The sequence below is a fragment of the Pseudomonas sp. Z1-14 genome, assembly GCF_051132005.1.
GTDB lineage: Bacteria > Pseudomonadota > Gammaproteobacteria > Pseudomonadales > Pseudomonadaceae > Aquipseudomonas.
In genome coordinates this window covers 4077457-4095204 of sequence record NZ_CP071646.1, presented here as the reverse complement: position 1 = coordinate 4095204, position 17748 = coordinate 4077457, and the positions used below count along the sequence as shown (strand labels likewise).

Sequence of the window (17748 nt, the reverse complement as noted above, 5' to 3'; positions counted from 1 at the left end):
CTTAAGGGAAACCCTGTGCTTACGATCTACAACACGCTCACCAAGAGCAAAGAAGTCTTCAAGCCGCTGGATGGCAACAAGGTCCGCATGTACGTCTGCGGCATGACCGTGTACGACTATTGCCACCTCGGCCATGGCCGCAGCATGGTCGCCTTCGACCTGGTGACCCGTTGGTTGCGCTTCAGCGGTTATGACCTGACCTATGTGCGCAACATCACCGACATCGACGACAAGATCATCAATCGGGCCAACGAGAACGGTGAAGCGTTCGATGCGCTGACCGAGCGCATGATCAAGGCCATGCACGAGGACGAGGCGCGTCTCAACATCCAGAAGCCGGACCTGGAGCCGCGGGCCACCGACCACATCCCGGGCATGCTGGCGATGATCCAGACCTTGATCGACAAGGGCTATGCCTACGCACCGGGCAACGGCGATGTGTACTACCGCGTCGCCAAGTTCATGGGCTACGGCAAGCTGTCGCGCAAGAAGATCGAAGATTTGCGCATCGGCGCACGCATCGAGGTCGACGAGTCGAAAGAAGATCCGCTGGACTTCGTGCTGTGGAAAGGCGCCAAGCCGGGCGAGCCGAGCTGGGATTCACCGTGGGGCGCCGGGCGTCCGGGCTGGCACATCGAATGCTCGGTGATGTCGACCTGCTGCCTGGGCGAGACCTTCGACATTCATGGCGGCGGCAGCGACCTGGAATTCCCGCACCACGAAAACGAAATCGCCCAGAGTGAAGCGGCTACCGGCAAGACCTACGCCAATGCCTGGATGCATTGCGGCATGATCCGCATCAATGGCGAGAAGATGTCCAAGTCCCTGAACAACTTCTTCACCATCCGCGACGTGCTCGACAAGTATCACCCGGAAGTTGTGCGTTACCTGCTGGTGTCCAGCCACTACCGCAGCGCCATCAACTATTCGGAAGACAACCTCAAGGATGCCAAGGGCGCCCTGGAGCGTTTCTACCACGCACTCAAGGGCCTGCCGAACGTGGCGCCCGCCGGTGGCGAAGCGTTCGTGGCGCGGTTCACCGAAGTGATGAACGACGACTTCGGCACGCCGGAAGCCTGCGCGGTGCTGTTCGAGATGGTGCGTGAGATCAACCGCCTGCGCGAGAGCGATCTCGATGCGGCGGCGGGCCTGGCAGCGCGGCTGAAGGAGCTGGCCAGCGTGTTGGGCGTGTTGCAGCTTGAAGCCGACGACTTCCTGCAAGCCGGCGCCGAGGGCCGCGTGGACGCCGCCGAGGTCGAGGCCTTGATCCAGGCGCGCCTGACCGCGCGGGCCAACAAGGACTGGGCCGAATCCGACCGCATCCGCGACCAGCTCACCGCCATGGGCGTGGTGCTCGAAGACGGCAAGGGCGGGACGACCTGGCGGTTGGCAGACTGAGTCCTTCCAACCCTCGCAATACCCCTGTGGGAGCGAGCCTGCTCGCGATAGCGCAATATCAGCCAACAATGGTTTGACTGATATACCGCATTCGCGAGCAGGCTCGCTCCCACAGTTTTTTGTATGTCCACGCTGGAACAGGTCGCTTCGACCTTCGCGCTGACAGCGGTCCCCATGCCGGAACCGGTCACGAACGCCTGCTTCGTCGCCATTAAAACGAAACGTCTGACAGCCATGCTGTGAGACATGCCAGTAGTATCGGTTTTAACGGAACGTCAGAGGCGGGATAGAGCAGGGTGAGGCTCGGTCGGCCTGATCTTTAGCCAGCCACTGCGCTGCTGCAAACGGGCTGGCTGCGGATTGCGGCAGGGGCTCAGGGCGTTTGTGGCTTGTCAGGAGCAGTCAGGCCGGCCTGGATACGCTGATAGATTTCTTCTCGATGCACCGCAACGTTTTTCGGGGCGTTGATGCCGATCCGGACTTGTTGGCCGCTTACGCCCAGAATGGTGATCGTGATGTCGTCACCAATGTTTATGCTTTCACCGACTTTGCGGGTGAGTATCAGCATGGTGTTCTCCTTGATTGCTTTATAGGGCACCTGATTCAGACAGTGCAGATGTCGGTACTGCTTATAGATTAGTGCTAAGTGTCACAATGTGGGTGCCTCTTTCTGACGTGCAGATGCTGCATTAATTCCCAGGGTGCGACTATACAGAGACGCCGGAGAGGTTTCTCGTGTTTTGAGCTCCGTTTGCGGCGTTTTTGGCGACAGTGAGTGCTAAAATTTCCGCCTCATGTCTTTCGGGGGAATTGTTGTGCGTAAATTGGCTTGGGTATTGGTGGTATTGGCGCTGGCGGGATGCGGTGAAGGGCGTGACGTCGCGGCACCCAAGCCCAAGCCCGTGGCGAGCGCCACGCCGGCCGCCGCTGCCGCACCGCAGTGGGCCGTCGAGGTTCGAGGCCAGACGCCCCAGGCCGTCAGCGATCTGACCGGATGGCTGATCGAGCACAGCTTCATGTCCACTGTCGTCAGGGAAAACGGCAAGGACCGCGTCCTGGTAGGGCCGTTAAGCTCCAAGGCTGAAGCCGAAGCGAAGCAGGAGCAGATCACCGCTGCCCTGGTCCGAGCGAAGAAACGCAACATCGAAGCCTTGGTGGTGGACTTCCCGCCGGCTCAATAACCAGTCAATACAGAACCTGTGGGAGCGAGCTTGCTCGCGATAGCGGTATATCAGTCGACAAACCTGTTGTCTGTCACTCCGCTATCGCGAGCAAGCTCGCTCCCACATTGTTTTGCGCTGTTAACGAATGCCAGGTCAGCCGCAGGCCTTCAGGTCCACCGGGCCGACGAATTCGTTCCCGCGACCCATGACACACGCCACGCTCTGGTTGCGCTGGCGTTCCCAGGCCTGCACCGGATAGGTCTTGTCCCAGGCCTCATACAGGCGCCGGTCCTGTTTGGAGAGGCGCAAACCGTATTGTTTGCTCATGTAGAAATACGTCCTGGCGATCATCCCCCGAATGGACGGGCGCGGCATGACTTTCTTGGCCTTGAAATCCACCTGGGTCAGGCATGAGCCGTACTGGCCTTTCTGCACCGGCAACCAGCCGAAGCTGAAGTTGCTGCGATCACCGTTCACCTCGCCAATGCTCGGCACCAGGTTATGCAGATCCGCCTCGGCCCGTTGATAGACCGGGTCGTAGCGGGTGCACTGCTTGCGCCCGCCCTGTTGCCAGCATTGGCGCTGATGGCCGATCTGCCAAGCCGGGACAATATGCTCCCACTCGATGCGGGCGGCGCGATTGGCGTTCTTGCGCGGTACATAACCGCAGGCCGCGAGGTTCACCCGGTTGCCGGTGTATTTGCACCCGCAATAGAACTCGGTGGATTGCGGCGCATAGAGTTTCCAGGCGACTTTCTTGGCTTCGTTGAAGGTGCGCGGCGCACCTGCCTGTGCACCCGTGGCAACGAAGACGAGCAATAAAGCTAAACAGCGAACAATCATCGGGCTCAATCTTCCTTCGGCACAACCCAGAAAACCTGCACACCGCCATCGTCGCGATAAGCGAGGGTGACGTTGTCGTTCTCGTCGATTTCTTCGAGCAGGCGTTCCCACTCGTCGATCGGCTCGTCGGGCAGGCGGAAGATCAGCGCGGCCTTGGCCTTTTGCGCGGTGGGCGAATTGATGATTTTCGAGACGCGCAGGCCGAGTCGTGTGTAGGAATCTAAGGGGGTAGTTGCAGCGAGAGGCGTTGCCACAGGATTATCCTTATTAAGCTGTACGGGCATACAGTATTTAACCGTAGGCAATTACGCAACTGCTTAAAATTCAAGAAAATCGTCTGACAACACTTTTCCGACTTTGGTGTAGGAGAAATACGCTTTTTTAGCGGGGTGTGTAGGCGAAGCGCCACCTGGTTGTAGGAAGCAGGTGGCGAAAGTCGCCCGACCGAAAGTGGCCGGGCGCAGCCATCAGTATTCCCAGAACATCCGCTGCAATTCCTTGCTGTCCTGAGTCTTGGTCAGGGCGACCATGGCCAAGATGCGCGCCTTCTGCGGATTCAGGTCGTGGGCCACGACCCAGTCGTATTTGTCGTCAGGCTGTTCGGCGTTGCGCAGCACGAAACCGCCGGCGTTGGCGTGGGACGAACGAATGATCTGCACACCTTCCTTGCGCAAGGCCTGCAACGAAGGCACAACCCGCGACGACACCGAACCGTTGCCGGTTCCGGCATGAATGATCGCCTTGGCGCCGGACTGGGCGAGGGCCTTGTAAGCCGTGTCGCTGACGTTGCCGTAGGAGTAGGCGATTTCCACGTCCGGCAGGCTCTTGATGGTCTTGATGTCGAATTCCGAGTCCAGGGTGTGACGCTTGGCCGGCAGGCGGAACCAGTAGGATTTGCCTTCCACTACCATGCCCAGCGGGCCCCATGGGCTCTTGAAGGCTTCAGTCTTGATGTTGATCATCTTGCTGACATCGCGACCGGACTGGATTTCATCGTTCATGGTCACCAGCACGCCCTTGCCCCGTGCTTCCTTGCTGCTGGCCACGGCCACGGCATTGTAGAGATTGAGCATGCCATCGGCCGACATCGCAGTGCCGGGACGCATCGAGCCGACGACGATGATCGGTTTTTCGGTCTTTTCCACCAGGTTGAGGAAGTACGCGGTTTCTTCCAGCGTGTCGGTGCCATGGGTGATGACAATGCCATCGACGTCTTTGCTGTCGGCGAGCTCGGCGACGCGCCGGCCCAGCTGCAGCAGATTGTCGTTGGTGATGCTTTCCGAGGCGATTTGCATGACCTGTTCGCCACGCACATTGGCCAGTCGGCTGAGCTCGGGCACGCCGGCGATCAGTTGTTCGATGCCCACCTTCGCCGCCTGGTAAGTGGCGCTGTTGGCCGAGCTGGCTCCCGCGCCGGCGATGGTGCCGCCGGTGGCGAGGATGACGACGTTGGCGAGCTTTTGCTCAGTTTGGGTTTCTTTTGCCTGGAGCGCGCCGGGCAGCAGGAGCAGAAGGGCCAAGGCGCCCGGGACAAGAGTCTTGAAAGCAGATGTCATTATTTTTCTCTCTAGTCATGAGGAATCTAGTCATGAGGATTCATCTAGATGTTCCGGCAGACCTGAATGCCGGGAACACAGCTGGAGGAGCATGATCCGTACCAGCCCGGTCGGCGCCGCTGATCAGGGCCTAAGATGTTGATATCCATAACGATGTGTATTAAGTGAGGGACCCGGGCAAGCAGTCCGGGGACGGGTTTCCGAATGCCGCGAGTGTTTACTGTTCGGTTACCCGAAAGGGAAAGGGCTGAAAGAAAGATCTGAAGCGCTAAAGAAAAAGCTCTGACGGACGATGCCTTTGTAGGAATTCATTCACGGAGCGAGACATGTCCTTTTCCATCGGCTTTCCCAATGCCGCGACCATCACCCTCGGTGGTAGATCTATCTCCACGCTGAATGCCCTGAAGGAGGCGAGCGCTGACGCGGCTGACGAGGCGCTGGGCGAAACGCAGGAAACCGGCACGGTCCGTGCGAACCTTGCAACCGAAGCCGAGGGCAAGACCGAGAAAAGCAGCAGTACGCAAAGTATCGCTATGCAAGTGCTGCTCAAGCGAATGCAGGAACTCCAGCAGCAATTGCGGGAGCAGCAGCAACAACTTGCCGCTGCACAGACGCGTGCCTATTCAACGCCCGAAGCCAAGACGACCGCTATCATGGCTATCCAAGGGCAAATCGCCGATACCACCGGCGCGCTGCAACAGGTCACCGGCAACCTGATCAAGGAACTGGCCAAGGATTCGGGTTCGGGGGCGCTGGTGAATACCACCGCTTGACGTTTCAACGTTGCGGATGAAACCGCAACGTTGACAAAACCCTGATGCTTTACCATAGTTCATTCCACGCAAACGTTTGCGCGGCTGTCGTGCGACGATTTTGCTCACAATAATCATAAAATCGGAGTGAACCCATGAAGCTGCCATTCGCTGGACGCCTTCTCGCCGTCGCCATGCTCGCGGCCGCATCCGCAGCGCTGCCATTCTCCTCGGCGCTCGCCCAGACCACCGAAAAACCCAAGGTCGCCCTGGTCATGAAATCCCTGGCCAACGAATTCTTCCTGACCATGGAAGATGGCGCCAAGGCTTATCAGAAGGAACACTCCGCCGAGTTCGACCTGATCTCCAACGGGATCAAGGATGAAACCGACACCGCCAACCAGATTCGCATCGTCGAGCAGATGATCGTGTCCAAGGTCGATGCGCTGATCATTGCGCCGGCCGACTCCAAGGCCATGGTGCCGGTGATCAAGAAAGCCGTGGATGCCGGCATCACTGTGATCAACATCGATAACCAGCTCGATCCGGCCGTGGTCAAGAGCAAGAACATCAACGTGCCGTTCGTAGGTCCGGACAACCGCAAGGGCGCCCGCCTGGTGGGTGAATACCTGGCCAAGCAGCTCAAGGCCGGTGACGAGGTCGGCATCATCGAAGGTGTGTCGACCACCACCAACGCCCAGGCGCGCACCGCAGGCTTCAAGGATGCGATGGAAGCGGCGCAGATCAAGGTCGTCTCCCTGCAATCCGGTGACTGGGAAATCAACAAGGGCAACCAGGTTGCCGCGTCGATGCTCAGCGAATACCCGAACATCAAGGCACTCCTGGCCGGCAACGACAGCATGGCGGTCGGTGCGGTCTCGGCCGTTCGTGCCGCGGGCAAGGCGGGCAAGGTGCAAGTGGTCGGCTACGACAACATCAACGCCATCAAGCCGATGCTCAAGGACGGTCGCGTCCTGGCGACAGCCGACCAGTTCGCTGCCAGGCAGGCAGTGTTCGGCATCGAAACCGCGCTGAAGATGCTCAAGGGCGAAAAAGTCGACAGCGGCACCAACGGCGTCATCGAAACTCCGGTCGAGCTGGTGACCAAGCCGTAACCCTGGCGACACAACGGCGCTCGCCCGTCCGGGCGGGCGCATTGGAGAGTTTGTTATGTCCGTTCGTGATCCGAACGCTGTCCTTTGCGTCAGCGGTATCGGCAAGACCTATGCGCAGCCGGTACTGAGCGATATCACCCTGACGTTGATGCGCGGTGAAGTGCTGGCGCTGACCGGCGAAAATGGCGCCGGCAAAAGTACCTTGTCCAAGATCATCGGCGGGCTGGTCACGCCGACAACCGGGCAGATGCAATTCCAGGGGCAGGATTACCGTCCCGGCAGCCGGACCCAGGCTGAATCGTTGGGCGTGCGCATGGTGATGCAGGAGCTCAACCTGCTGCCGACCCTTTCCGTGGCTGAAAACCTGTTCCTCGACAACCTGCCCAGCCACGCTGGCTGGATCAGCCGCAAGCAATTGCGCAAGGCGGCAGTCGAGGCCATGGCCCAGGTGGGGCTGGATGCCATCGATCCTGACACGCTGGTCGGTGAGCTGGGGATCGGTCACCAACAGATGGTCGAGATCGCCCGCAACCTGATCGGCGATTGCCATGTGCTGATCCTCGACGAACCGACCGCCATGCTGACGGCCCGTGAAGTCGAGATGCTTTTCGAACAGATTACCCGTCTGCAAGCCCGCGGCGTGTCGATCATCTACATTTCCCATCGCCTCGAAGAACTGGCGCGGGTGGCCCAGCGCATTGCGGTCCTGCGCGACGGCAACCTGGTCTGTGTCGAGCCGATGGCCAACTACAACAGCGAGCAACTGGTGACGCTGATGGTCGGTCGCGAGCTGGGCGAGCACATCGACCTGGGCCCGCGCCAGATCGGCGCACCGGCACTGACGGTCGAGGGCCTGAGCCGTTCCGACAAGGTTCGCGATGTGTCCTTTGAAGTTCGCAGTGGCGAAATCTTCGGTATTTCCGGCCTGATCGGGGCAGGGCGCACCGAGCTGCTTCGGCTGATATTCGGCGCCGATGCGGCCGACAGCGGCACGGTGGCGCTGGGTTCACCGGCGCAGGTGGTGAGCATTCGCTCGCCGTCCGACGCGGTGGCCCATGGCATCGCCTTGATTACCGAGGATCGCAAGGGCGAAGGCTTGCTGCTGACCCAATCCATCGCGGCCAATATTGCCTTGGGCAACATGCCGGAGATTTCCAGTGGCGGTTTCGTCAACGGCAGCGAGGAACTCTCGCTGGCGCAGCGGCAGATCGATGCCATGCGCATCCGCAGCTCCAGCCCGACGCAGCTGGTGTCGGAACTGTCCGGCGGCAACCAGCAGAAGGTCGTGATCGGCCGCTGGCTCGAACGCGATTGCTCGGTATTGCTGTTCGACGAGCCGACCCGGGGCATCGACGTCGGCGCCAAATTCGACATTTATGCGCTGCTTGGTGAGTTGACTCGCCAGGGCAAGGCGCTGGTCGTGGTGTCCAGTGACCTGCGGGAACTGATGCTGATCTGCGACCGGATCGGCGTGCTGTCCGCCGGGCGCCTGATCGACACCTTCGAGCGCGACAGCTGGACCCAGGATGACTTGCTTGCCGCCGCGTTCGCCGGCTACCAGAAACGTGATGCGTTGCTCAACGAAGCAGCGCCTAGGGAACTCTCATGAAAACCGCTCCTGCCGTCGGCAAATCGAATGGCAACTTTTATGGCCTTGGCACCTACCTGGGCCTGGCCGGCGCCTTGCTGGCCATGGTCGCGCTGTTCTCGGTCCTGAGCAGCCATTTCCTTTCCTATGACACCTTCAGCACCCTTGCCAACCAGATTCCGGATTTGATGGTACTGGCGGTCGGCATGACGTTCATCCTGATCATCGGCGGCATCGACCTGTCGGTGGGCTCGGTGCTGGCGCTGGCTGCCTCGACCGTCAGCGTGGCGGTGCTCGGCTGGGGCTGGAGCGTCTGGCCGTCGGCCTTGCTCGGCATGGCCGTGGCGGCGCTGGCCGGGACGGTGACCGGTTCGATTACCGTAGCGTGGCGCATCCCGTCGTTCATCGTCTCGCTGGGCGTGCTAGAAATGGCCCGTGGCCTGGCGTACCAGATGACCGGCTCGCGGACCGCCTATATCGGCGACTCCTTCGCCTGGCTGTCCAACCCGATCGCCTTCGGTATTTCCCCTTCGTTCATCATTGCCTTGCTGGTGATTTTCATTGCCCAGGCCGTGCTGACCCGTACCGTGTTCGGTCGCTACCTGATCGGCATCGGCACCAACGAAGAGGCTGTGCGCCTGGCCGGCATCAATCCCAAACCCTACAAGATCCTGGTGTTCAGCCTGATGGGGCTGCTCGCCGGTGTCGCCGCGCTGTTCCAGATTTCGCGCCTGGAGGCGGCCGATCCCAACGCCGGTTCAGGGCTTGAGCTGCAAGTCATCGCCGCGGTGGTCATCGGCGGTACGAGCCTGATGGGCGGGCGCGGTTCGGTCATCAGTACCTTCTTCGGCGTGTTGATCATTTCGGTGCTGGCGGCGGGCCTGGCCCAGATCGGCGCGACCGAGCCGACCAAAAGGATCATTACCGGTGCGGTGATCGTGGTGGCGGTGGTGCTCGATACGTACCGCAGCCAGCGCGCCAGTCGGCGGGCTTGAAGCATGGCAACGATCAAGGATGTGGCGGCGCTCGCGGGGATCTCCTACACGACGGTGTCCCACGTGGTGAACAAGACGCGGCCGGTCAGTGACGAGGTGCGACGCAAAGTCGAGGCGGCCATCGAGCGATTGGACTACGTGCCCAGCGCGGTGGCGCGTTCACTCAAGGCCAAGACCACAGCGACTATCGGCCTGCTGGTGCCCAACAGCCTCAACCCGTACTTCGCCGAACTGGCTCGCGGGATCGAGGATTACTGCGAGCGCAATGGCTATTGCGTGATCCTGTGCAATTCCGACGACAACCCGGACAAGCAGCGCAGTTACCTGCGGGTGCTGCTGGAAAAACGCATCGACGGCTTGATCGTGGCGTCGGCCGGCGGCGATGTCGGCCTGGCCGAGGGCTTGGCCAACGTGCGCACGCCCATGGTGATCGTCGACCGCGGGCTCGATGGGGTGGACGCCGACCTGGTGCGTATCGACCACGAATATGGCGCGTACCTGGCGACCCGGCACTTGCTGGAGCTGGGGCACCGCGACATTGCCTTTATCGGTGGGCCGGCGGACACCAGTGTGGCGCAGATGCGCCTGGCGGGTTACTGCCGTGCGCTGAAAGAGGCGGGGATCGAATTGCCCGTAGAGCGCATGCTCGAAAGCGATTTCACCAGTACCGGTGGCTATCGCGCGGCGGCGCAACTGCTTGAGCAGCAGCCGCCCAGCGCGATCTTCGCCGCCAACGATATGATCGGCATCGGGGCGCTGCGCGCCGCCGCCGAACGCAACGTGCGGGTGCCCGGCGAGCTGTCGATCATCGGCTTCGACGACATCCAGATGAGCCGTTACGTCTACCCGGCGCTGACCACGGTGGGGCAGTCGATCCTGCAGCTCGGCGAGATGGCGGCCGAAGTGCTGCTACGCCGGATCGCCACGCCGACGCTTGCCACCGACCAGCGGATCGTGACGCCCAGCATTGTCTTGCGAGAATCGACTGCACCGCTGTCCGGTACATTCGCCCAATACCGCTGAACCGAATTGACGAGTAATGATGTATGCCAGCAAAAGTAGTGGTAATAGGCAGCCTGAACATGGACCTGGTGACGCGTGCGCCACGTCTGCCCCGTGGCGGTGAAACGCTGATCGGGGAATCGTTTTCGACCATCCCCGGCGGCAAGGGCGCCAACCAGGCGGTGGCTGCCGCGCGCCTCGGGGCGCAAGTGTCCATGGTCGGTTGCGTCGGCGGTGACGCCTACGGTCAGCAATTGCGCGGTGCGCTGGTGGCCGAAGGCATTGATTGCCAGGCCGTCAGCGTTGTCGAGGGTTCCAGCGGCGTGGCGCTGATCGTGGTCGATGACAACAGCCAGAATGCGATCGTGATCGTCGCCGGCGCCAACGGTGAGCTGACGCCGGCTGTGCTCGACAGTTTCGACGCGGTGCTGCAAAGCGCCGAGGTCATCATCTGCCAGCTTGAAGTGCCGGATGCCACCGTCGGCCATGCACTCAAGCGTGGTCGTGAACTCGGCAAGACCGTCATCCTCAATCCGGCGCCCGCTTCTCGGGCATTGCCCGCCGACTGGTACGCCTGCGTCGATTACCTGATTCCCAACGAAAGTGAAGCGGCGATCCTCAGCGGCCTGGCGGTGGAGTCCCTGGAAAACGCCGAAGCCGCCGCGACCCAGTTGATCGCCGCCGGTGCCGGCAAGGTGATCGTGACCCTGGGGGCCCAAGGGCTGATGTTCGCCAACGGTTCGAGCTTCGAACATTTCCCGGCGCCGCGGGTCAAGGCAGTGGACACCACGGCAGCGGGCGACACGTTTGTCGGCGGGTTTGCCGCGGCCCTGGCCAGCGGCAAGAATGAGGTCGAGGCTATTCGTTTCGGCCAGGTCGCCGCTGCACTGTCGGTCACCCGCGCGGGCGCTCAGCCTTCCATTCCAACCCTGCAGGAAGTACAGGCGTTCGAAGCATGAAAAAAACTCCTCTGTTGAACATCGCCCTGTCGCGATTGATCGCCTCCCTCGGTCATGGCGACAAAGTGGTCATCGGTGACGCCGGCCTGCCGGTGCCGCCCCACGTCGAGTTGATCGACCTGGCGCTGACCCATGGGGTTCCGGATTTCGTCAGTACCTTGAAAGTGGTGCTCAGCGAAATGCAGGTCGAGCGCCATGTGCTGGCTCAGGAAATCCTCGATAGACAACCGTCGGCCCTGGCCACGTTGCAGGCGCTGCATGCCGAAGGCGCGCTGGGCACGCGGGAGCTGGTCAGCCACGAGCAATTCAAGACGCTCAGCCGAGAGGCGAGGGCGATCATTCGCACAGGAGAATGTTCTCCATACTGCAACGTGGTGCTGATCGCCGGCGTCACTTTCTAGATTTTCCCACCAGCACAAGGAGTGCGCCATGCACCGCTATGCTCAGAAAATGCATCAACTGTTGCGGAGTCTGCTGCTTTTGTCATTGCTCACGGCTACAAGCGCCCAGGCGGCGGAAAAAATCGACCTGATCATCGACACCGATCCAGGCGCCGATGACGTTGTTGCGTTGTTGTTCGCCCTGGCATCCCCCGAAGAGCTGCATATTCGGGCGTTGACCACCGTTGCCGGCAACGTGCGCCTGGACAAGACATCCCGCAACGCGCGCCTGGCCCGCGAGTGGGCCGGGCGTGAAGAGGTTCCGGTGTACGCCGGTGCCCCGAAGCCGTTGATGCGCACGCCGATCTACGCCGAAAACATCCATGGCAAGGAAGGTTTGTCCGGTGTGGAGGTGCATGAGCCGAAGAAAGGATTGGCCGAGGGCAATGCCGTCAACTACCTGATCGACACGCTCAAGGCCGCCAAGCCACACAGCATCACCATTGCAATGCTGGGCCCGCAGACGAACCTGGCCCTGGCGCTCGTCCAGGAGCCCGACATCGTCCAGGGCATCAAGGAAGTGGTGATCATGGGCGGCGCGCATTTCAACGGCGGCAATATCACGCCGGTGGCGGAGTTCAACCTTTACGCCGATCCCCAGGCGGCAGAGATAGTCGCCAAAAGCGGGCTGAAGCTGACCTATCTGCCACTGGACGTGACCCACAAGATTCTCACCAGCGAGGCACGCCTCAAGCAGATCGCCGCGCTGAACAACAACGCCAGCAAGCTGGTCGGCAATATTCTCAATGAGTACGTCAAGGGCGATATGGAGCACTACGGCATGACCGGCGGGCCGGTGCATGATGCGACCGTGATCGCCTATCTGCTCAAGCCGCAGTTGTTTACCGGGCGTTCGGTCAATCTGGTGGTGGACAGTCGTGAAGGCCCGACGTTCGGGCAGACGGTCGTCGATTGGTACGACGGCCTCAAGGCGCCCAAGAACGCCTTCTGGGTGAAGGACGGCGATGCCCAGGGGTTCTTCGACCTGTTGACCGAGCGGCTGGCCCGCCTCAAGTAGTCTCTCTCGCAGCGACCCCGCAAGCGCCTGCTTGCGGTGGTCTAGTCAACCGTCTCGATAATGCTCGGGTAGCGTTCGAACGCCTGCTGGATGAAGTTCTGAGCGCCTTGCGTCCCGAGCTCTTTCACCAACAACTCGATGCCGATGATTGCCAATTCCTCAGGGCTGCCCGGGCTGTATGAACTGTGGCCCTGGGCCCATTTGGCATTGATGGTGGCTTCGATGCTGACGGTGCTCATGGTCGGGCTCGCAGGTTGGGAGATCAGTAGGTTGAGTTAAGCATTTTTGCATCGGGTTTGGCAGTGCGACTTAGGCATCAGAAGTGCGGTATGCGACACTTGGCCTTTGATTTTTTCGAGGAGCCCTGGCATGCAGATCAACCTGAACAAACCAGATGGACTTACCCTCGAGTCAGTTCGTCAATTGCTGGCTTCTGCCAGTGATGACGAGCATACCCAACTGCGAGTGACCAAGGACGGCATCGCCTATCTGTCCTCGGGCATTGTGGGTGGTGCTGAAATCGATGGCCTGCGGTTCCGGCTCGAGACCTGGGCCAAAGGGTCAGGCTACGTTGGCCGCGTCGCGGCCAGTGACGAGGTCTGGGTCATGCAGATCTATAACGCGCTGAAGGACAACTGGCCGAACCCATCCTTCGATTACATCGATATTTATTGAGCACCGTTCATATTCAGTCACGATTCAGGTCTGGACTGGCGGTCGTGCTCGGGCAAACTGCCGGTTTTTCCAGTGAGGGCGCAACGATGGCGCCGGTGTTGAAACCAAGCGTCATCCCGGCTGTCGCAAGCTCACTACTATCCATCGAAAAAAGGAGGCTTCATGCCTTGGAAGCTCGTGTCATTGAATATTCTGCTGGCCGCCACGTTCTTGAGCGGATGCAGCAGCACATCGGAGTCGACGCCTGATCCAGTGGCAGCCGAGGCCGGCCATACCCGCTGCGATGCCAAGGCCGCCGAGTTTGCCGTCGGCAAGCAGGCTTCGCCGCAATTGCTGGAGCAAGCGCGCACTCGATCCGGCGCGCAGAATGCCCGGATTCTCAAACCCAACGACATGATCACGCTCGAGTACCGCTCCGATCGCCTCAACCTCAACACCGATGCCAAGCTCGTGGTCAATCGGGTGAACTGCGGCTGACGGGCGGTTTCCAGCAGGCCATAAAAAACCCCGTCACATGGACGGGGTTTTTTAGCGCGCCGGGAAATTACTCTGGGCGAACTTGTGCAGCTTGCATACCCTTTTGGCCTTTCTCAGCCACGAAGGAAACGGTCTGGCCTTCTTTCAGGCTTTTGAAACCGTCGCTTTCGATAGCTTTGAAGTGTACGAACAGGTCGTCACCGCCACCTTGAGGAGTGATGAAGCCGAAGCCTTTTTCATCGTTGAACCATTTAACGGTGCCGGTTTGGCGATTAGACATGGTGTATCTCCAAGAAACATATATTTTCAGTGTACTGTGCTGCTCAGGCCAACTGGGCACACCCGGGTATCATAGTCGAAATGTTCGATTTGGGAGCCCCCCGGACGAGCTGTTTGCCAATCAGTCGTGTTTCCTTTACCCCCTGAACCGGCTGAAAGGCCCGGTTTCAAAGGCTTTCAGCCGAACGTAAAGACGATAAAAAAAGCTGTAAAACCTGAATAAATCCTGAAAAAAGCCGCTTATCCAAGCCTTTTCAGCTGTTCCGAGCCGTCTCTGGGGGCTCGATCACTCATTTTTTTGCGGGTGGATTGGCCTTGCATTTGGCGATCTGACCGAGTGCTTTCTGCTGCAGTTCAGGGGTGGCCTTATTGTCCATCAGCGCCTGGATATCGCTCGCCGGGTAGGATTTGATCGCGTCCGCACCACAAGCGCAGTGGGCCTTGGCCGCCGCTGCGCCAATCTGCGGGGTCGCCGCTTGAGTGCACTGCGCCATGTATTTCTCACGCTCGCCCTTGGGCCATTCGGCGTGGGCACTCAGCGGAAGCAGTAGGGCGAGGGGGGCGACTACTGCCAATAGGGTGTTCAGACGCATGCGGGGATGCTCCTTTGTGGGTCGATGTCTTGTTATCTGAGGCGTTGCGGACGTTTCGGTTCAGCACTCTGGCATAAAAATCGTCAGTTTACGCCGGCTTCGATCCAGGCGCGGCGATGACCGTTCATCTGTGCTAGGATGCCGGGCTCGGGTATTTCTCAGGCTCCGGAGGCAACAGGCCCCGGCGGCGGTAAATGTTCGATCAACCCTGATTTGAATCCCAGTCACTCTGGTTCGGTTTCCCGGTTGGCCGCAAGGCTCCTGCCGCTGTAAGGCAGGCGTTCTTCATTGAACGGCCTGGACTGGATCTTGTACTGGCTCATCCCAACCCACGTGACCTTTGGTAGGGGTCACCACTAGGAGAGGAGGCGCCATGCCAACTATTACTCTTCCCGACGGCAGTCAACGTTCATTCGGCCACCCGGTTTCCGTAGCCGAGGTCGCCGCATCCATCGGCGCGGGCCTGGCCAAGGCCACCCTGGCCGGCAAGGTCGACGGCAAGCTGGTCGACGCCAGCGATGTCATCGACAGCGATGCCACGCTGCAAATCATCACGCCCAAGGACGAAGAGGGGCTGGAGATCATTCGCCACTCTTGCGCGCACCTGGTTGGCCATGCGGTCAAGCAGCTGTATCCGAGCGCGAAAATGGTCATCGGTCCGGTCATCGACGAAGGCTTTTATTACGACATCGCCTTCGAGCGTCCTTTTACCCCGGACGACATGGCCGCCATCGAACAGCGCATGCAGCAGCTGATCGAGAAAGACTACGACGTCATCAAGAAGGTCACCCCGCGCGCCGAAGTCATCGAAGTCTTCAAGGCCCGTGGCGAGGACTACAAGCTGCGTCTGGTGGAAGACATGCCGGACGAGCAGGCCATGGGCCTGTACTACCACGAAGAATACGTCGACATGTGCCGCGGCCCGCACGTGCCGAACACCCGTTTCCTGAAGTCCTTCAAGCTGACCAAGCTGTCCGGCGCCTACTGGCGTGGCGATGCGAAGAACGAACAGTTGCAGCGCGTCTACGGCACCGCCTGGGCCGACAAGAAGCAGCTGGCGGCCTACATCCAGCGCATCGAGGAAGCGGAAAAACGCGACCACCGCAAGATCGGCAAGCGCCTCGGCCTGTTCCACACCCAGGAAGAATCCCCGGGCATGGTGTTCTGGCACCCGAATGGCTGGACGCTGTATCAGGTGCTTGAGCAATACATGCGCCAGGTCCAGCGCGAAAACGGCTACCTGGAGATCAAGACGCCGCAAGTGGTTGACCGCAGCCTGTGGGAGAAATCCGGGCACTGGGCCAACTACGCCGACAACATGTTCACCACCCAGTCGGAAAACCGCGACTACGCCATCAAGCCGATGAACTGCCCGTGCCACGTGCAGGTGTTCAACCAGGGTCTGAAAAGCTACCGTGAGTTGCCGATGCGCCTGGCCGAGTTCGGTGCCTGCCACCGCAACGAGCCATCGGGTGCGCTGCACGGCATCATGCGCGTGCGGGCCTTTACCCAGGACGACGCCCACATCTTCTGCACCGAAGAGCAGATGCAGGCCGAATCCGCCGCGTTCATCAAGCTGACCATGGACGTCTACCGGGACTTCGGCTTCACCGAAGTCGAGATGAAGCTGTCCACTCGTCCGGAAAAACGCGTCGGCTCCGACGAACTGTGGGATCGCGCCGAAGCAGCCCTGGCCGCTGCGCTCGACAGCGCGGGCCTTGCGTACGATCTGCAGCCGGGCGAGGGCGCTTTCTACGGTCCGAAGATCGAATTCTCGCTGAAAGATTGCCTTGGTCGCGTCTGGCAGTGTGGTACCCTGCAGCTCGATTTTAACCTGCCGATCCGTCTGGGCGCTGAATATGTGTCCGAAGACAACAGCCGCAAGCACCCGGTCATGCTTCACCGCGCGATCCTCGGTTCCTTCGAGCGTTTCGTCGGTATCCTGATCGAACACTACGAGGGTGCGTTCCCCGCGTGGCTGGCGCCGACCCAGGCAGTGATCATGAATATCACTGATAAACAGGCAGATTTTGCCGCTGAAGTCGAAAAAACTCTCAACCAAAGCGGATTTCGTGCCAAGTCCGACTTGAGAAATGAAAAGATCGGCTTTAAAATCCGCGAGCATACTTTGCTCAAGGTTCCCTTTCTCTTGGTTATTGGAGATCGGGAGGTCGAGATGCAGACTGTCGCTGTGCGTACTCGTGAAGGTGCTGACCTGGGCTCGATGCCCGTCGCCGAATTCGCCGAGTTTCTCGCGCAAGCGGTTTCCCGGCGTGGTCGCCCAGATTCGGAGTAATTATTATTAAGCGTGAAATGAGACAAGATAAACGAGCTGCACCGAAAGCCCCGATCAACGAGAATATCTCGGCACGCGAGGTTCGGTTAATTGGCGCTGATGGCGAGCAGATTGGCATCGTCTCGATTGATGAAGCGCTTCGTATTGCTGAAGAAGCCAAGCTTGATCTGGTGGAAATTTCCGCGGACGCAGTCCCACCCGTTTGCCGGGTGATGGACTACGGCAAGTCGATCTTCGAAAAGAAGAAGCAGATTGCCGCGGCGAAGAAAAACCAGAAGCAGATTCAGGTAAAAGAAATCAAGTTTCGTCCAGGGACGGAGGAAGGGGATTACCAGGTAAAACTGCGCAACCTGGTACGTTTCCTGAGTGACGGGGACAGGGCCAAGGTATCCTTGCGATTCCGCGGCCGTGAGATGGCCCACCAGGAGCTGGGGATGGAACTCCTCAAGCGGGTTGAACAAGACCTGCTCGAGTACGGTTCGGTCGAACAGCATCCTAAGATGGAAGGACGCCAGCTGATCATGGTCATCGCCCCGAAAAAGAAGAAGTAATCAACAGGGCACGGCAGGCCTTGCGATTATGTTTATCAACTGAATGCG

The 17748-nt window shown here is 60.0% G+C and carries 21 protein-coding genes; 14 read left to right on the top strand and 7 right to left on the bottom strand.

Features of this window, described 5'->3' with window-relative positions:
- Window positions 1-15: 15 nt before the first annotated feature.
- Window positions 16-1398: a cysteine--tRNA ligase gene (gene cysS, locus J3P89_RS18725; protein ID WP_434624798.1), complete on the top strand. Its 1383-nt coding sequence runs from the start codon at window positions 16-18 to the stop codon at window positions 1396-1398.
- Between the two features lie 373 nt (window positions 1399-1771).
- Here cysS and csrA read toward each other — a convergent pair whose 3' ends face one another.
- The gene (gene csrA, locus J3P89_RS18720; RefSeq protein ID WP_003179932.1) at window positions 1772-1966 is read right to left on the bottom strand and encodes a carbon storage regulator CsrA; all 195 of its coding nucleotides are present in this window, start codon (window positions 1964-1966) and stop codon (window positions 1772-1774) included.
- A 247-nt stretch (window positions 1967-2213) separates the two neighbouring features.
- On the opposite strand from csrA, the gene J3P89_RS18715 reads away from it, so the two are divergent.
- Window positions 2214-2579 (top strand): SPOR domain-containing protein, encoded by a 366-nt coding sequence (locus J3P89_RS18715; RefSeq protein ID WP_434695233.1) that lies wholly within the window; start codon window positions 2214-2216, stop codon window positions 2577-2579.
- A 135-nt stretch (window positions 2580-2714) separates the two neighbouring features.
- Here J3P89_RS18715 and J3P89_RS18710 read toward each other — a convergent pair whose 3' ends face one another.
- The 3 genes from J3P89_RS18710 to J3P89_RS18700 form a co-directional block, all read right to left on the bottom strand.
- The gene (locus tag J3P89_RS18710; RefSeq protein ID WP_434569087.1) at window positions 2715-3404 is read right to left on the bottom strand and encodes an endonuclease; all 690 of its coding nucleotides are present in this window, start codon (window positions 3402-3404) and stop codon (window positions 2715-2717) included.
- A gap of 5 nt (window positions 3405-3409) precedes the next feature.
- Entirely contained in the window at window positions 3410-3709 is a 300-nt protein-coding gene (locus J3P89_RS18705) for a DUF1654 domain-containing protein (RefSeq protein ID WP_434569086.1), read from the bottom strand.
- A gap of 162 nt (window positions 3710-3871) precedes the next feature.
- Entirely contained in the window at window positions 3872-4960 is a 1089-nt protein-coding gene (locus tag J3P89_RS18700; protein ID WP_434695232.1) for an asparaginase, read from the bottom strand.
- Window positions 4961-5286: 326 nt separating this feature from the next.
- Between J3P89_RS18700 and J3P89_RS18695 the strand changes: the two genes are divergently transcribed.
- The 8 genes from J3P89_RS18695 to J3P89_RS18660 all read left to right on the top strand — a co-directional run bounded on the left by J3P89_RS18695 (window position 5287) and on the right by J3P89_RS18660 (window position 12829).
- Window positions 5287-5733 (top strand): hypothetical protein, encoded by a 447-nt coding sequence (locus J3P89_RS18695; protein ID WP_434695231.1) that lies wholly within the window; start codon window positions 5287-5289, stop codon window positions 5731-5733.
- A gap of 134 nt (window positions 5734-5867) precedes the next feature.
- Entirely contained in the window at window positions 5868-6827 is a 960-nt protein-coding gene (locus J3P89_RS18690) for a sugar ABC transporter substrate-binding protein (RefSeq protein WP_434569083.1), read from the top strand.
- A 55-nt stretch (window positions 6828-6882) separates the two neighbouring features.
- The gene (locus J3P89_RS18685) at window positions 6883-8436 is read left to right on the top strand and encodes a sugar ABC transporter ATP-binding protein (protein ID WP_434695230.1); all 1554 of its coding nucleotides are present in this window, start codon (window positions 6883-6885) and stop codon (window positions 8434-8436) included.
- Window positions 8433-9410, top strand: a complete 978-nt coding sequence (locus tag J3P89_RS18680; RefSeq protein WP_305495674.1) for an ABC transporter permease — start codon at window positions 8433-8435, stop codon at window positions 9408-9410. Before J3P89_RS18685 ends, J3P89_RS18680 begins: the two co-directional genes overlap by 4 nt.
- 3 nt (window positions 9411-9413) lie before the next feature.
- On the top strand, window positions 9414-10433 hold the full coding sequence (locus J3P89_RS18675; RefSeq protein WP_305495672.1) for a LacI family DNA-binding transcriptional regulator: 1020 nt from the start codon (window positions 9414-9416) through the stop codon (window positions 10431-10433).
- A gap of 23 nt (window positions 10434-10456) precedes the next feature.
- A complete protein-coding gene (rbsK, locus tag J3P89_RS18670; RefSeq protein ID WP_434695229.1) occupies window positions 10457-11371 on the top strand; it encodes a ribokinase in 915 nt (304 codons plus the stop codon).
- Window positions 11368-11772, top strand: coding sequence for a D-ribose pyranase (gene rbsD / locus J3P89_RS18665; RefSeq protein WP_434603600.1), 405 nt, complete (start codon window positions 11368-11370; stop codon window positions 11770-11772). The genes rbsK and rbsD overlap by 4 nt, the downstream gene beginning before the upstream one ends.
- 28 nt (window positions 11773-11800) lie before the next feature.
- Window positions 11801-12829 carry a nucleoside hydrolase gene (locus J3P89_RS18660; protein WP_434603602.1) on the top strand — a complete coding sequence of 343 codons (1029 nt, stop codon included), beginning with the start codon at window positions 11801-11803 and terminating at the stop codon, window positions 12827-12829.
- A gap of 41 nt (window positions 12830-12870) precedes the next feature.
- On the opposite strand, the gene J3P89_RS18655 is transcribed toward J3P89_RS18660, so the two are convergent.
- Window positions 12871-13068 (bottom strand): hypothetical protein, encoded by a 198-nt coding sequence (locus J3P89_RS18655; protein ID WP_305495666.1) that lies wholly within the window; start codon window positions 13066-13068, stop codon window positions 12871-12873.
- Between the two features lie 130 nt (window positions 13069-13198).
- On the opposite strand from J3P89_RS18655, the gene J3P89_RS18650 reads away from it, so the two are divergent.
- Both J3P89_RS18650 and J3P89_RS18645 read left to right on the top strand, forming a co-directional pair.
- Window positions 13199-13504: a hypothetical protein gene (locus J3P89_RS18650; protein ID WP_434695227.1), complete on the top strand. Its 306-nt coding sequence runs from the start codon at window positions 13199-13201 to the stop codon at window positions 13502-13504.
- Between the two features lie 162 nt (window positions 13505-13666).
- Complete coding sequence (locus tag J3P89_RS18645) at window positions 13667-13981, top strand: I78 family peptidase inhibitor (RefSeq protein ID WP_305495663.1); 315 nt, start codon at window positions 13667-13669, stop codon at window positions 13979-13981.
- A gap of 67 nt (window positions 13982-14048) precedes the next feature.
- On the opposite strand, the gene J3P89_RS18640 is transcribed toward J3P89_RS18645, so the two are convergent.
- Complete coding sequence (locus tag J3P89_RS18640) at window positions 14049-14261, bottom strand: cold-shock protein (RefSeq protein WP_003179963.1); 213 nt, start codon at window positions 14259-14261, stop codon at window positions 14049-14051.
- Between the two features lie 289 nt (window positions 14262-14550).
- Window positions 14551-14853, bottom strand: coding sequence for a hypothetical protein (locus J3P89_RS18635; protein ID WP_305495662.1), 303 nt, complete (start codon window positions 14851-14853; stop codon window positions 14551-14553).
- Window positions 14854-15226: 373 nt separating this feature from the next.
- Here J3P89_RS18635 and thrS point away from each other — a divergent pair, with 373 nt between their 5' ends.
- Complete coding sequence (thrS, locus tag J3P89_RS18630; RefSeq protein ID WP_434695226.1) at window positions 15227-17149, top strand: threonine--tRNA ligase; 1923 nt, start codon at window positions 15227-15229, stop codon at window positions 17147-17149.
- On the top strand, window positions 17149-17700 hold the full coding sequence (gene infC / locus J3P89_RS18625; protein ID WP_169432615.1) for a translation initiation factor IF-3: 552 nt from the start codon (window positions 17149-17151) through the stop codon (window positions 17698-17700). The genes thrS and infC overlap by 1 nt, the downstream gene beginning before the upstream one ends.
- Window positions 17701-17748: the final 48 nt, after the last annotated feature.

Excerpts from the sequence above, each read along its gene's own strand:
- csrA (WP_003179932.1), bottom strand. The coding sequence starts at position 1,966 with ATGCTGATACTCACCCGCAAAGTCGGTGAAAGCATAAACATTGGTGAC.
- J3P89_RS18710 (WP_434569087.1), bottom strand. The coding sequence starts at position 3,404 with ATGATTGTTCGCTGTTTAGCTTTATTGCTCGTCTTCGTTGCCACGGGT.
- J3P89_RS18700 (WP_434695232.1), bottom strand. The coding sequence starts at position 4,960 with ATGACATCTGCTTTCAAGACTCTTGTCCCGGGCGCCTTGGCCCTTCTG.
- J3P89_RS18695 (WP_434695231.1), top strand. The coding sequence starts at position 5,287 with ATGTCCTTTTCCATCGGCTTTCCCAATGCCGCGACCATCACCCTCGGT.
- J3P89_RS18690 (WP_434569083.1), top strand. The coding sequence starts at position 5,868 with ATGAAGCTGCCATTCGCTGGACGCCTTCTCGCCGTCGCCATGCTCGCG.
- J3P89_RS18685 (WP_434695230.1), top strand. The coding sequence starts at position 6,883 with ATGTCCGTTCGTGATCCGAACGCTGTCCTTTGCGTCAGCGGTATCGGC.
- J3P89_RS18680 (WP_305495674.1), top strand. The coding sequence starts at position 8,433 with ATGAAAACCGCTCCTGCCGTCGGCAAATCGAATGGCAACTTTTATGGC.
- J3P89_RS18675 (WP_305495672.1), top strand. The coding sequence starts at position 9,414 with ATGGCAACGATCAAGGATGTGGCGGCGCTCGCGGGGATCTCCTACACG.
- rbsK (WP_434695229.1), top strand. The coding sequence starts at position 10,457 with ATGCCAGCAAAAGTAGTGGTAATAGGCAGCCTGAACATGGACCTGGTG.
- rbsD (WP_434603600.1), top strand. The coding sequence starts at position 11,368 with ATGAAAAAAACTCCTCTGTTGAACATCGCCCTGTCGCGATTGATCGCC.
- J3P89_RS18660 (WP_434603602.1), top strand. The coding sequence starts at position 11,801 with ATGCACCGCTATGCTCAGAAAATGCATCAACTGTTGCGGAGTCTGCTG.
- J3P89_RS18655 (WP_305495666.1), bottom strand. The coding sequence starts at position 13,068 with ATGAGCACCGTCAGCATCGAAGCCACCATCAATGCCAAATGGGCCCAG.
- J3P89_RS18650 (WP_434695227.1), top strand. The coding sequence starts at position 13,199 with ATGCAGATCAACCTGAACAAACCAGATGGACTTACCCTCGAGTCAGTT.
- J3P89_RS18645 (WP_305495663.1), top strand. The coding sequence starts at position 13,667 with ATGCCTTGGAAGCTCGTGTCATTGAATATTCTGCTGGCCGCCACGTTC.
- J3P89_RS18640 (WP_003179963.1), bottom strand. The coding sequence starts at position 14,261 with ATGTCTAATCGCCAAACCGGCACCGTTAAATGGTTCAACGATGAAAAA.
- J3P89_RS18635 (WP_305495662.1), bottom strand. The coding sequence starts at position 14,853 with ATGCGTCTGAACACCCTATTGGCAGTAGTCGCCCCCCTCGCCCTACTG.
- thrS (WP_434695226.1), top strand. The coding sequence starts at position 15,227 with ATGCCAACTATTACTCTTCCCGACGGCAGTCAACGTTCATTCGGCCAC.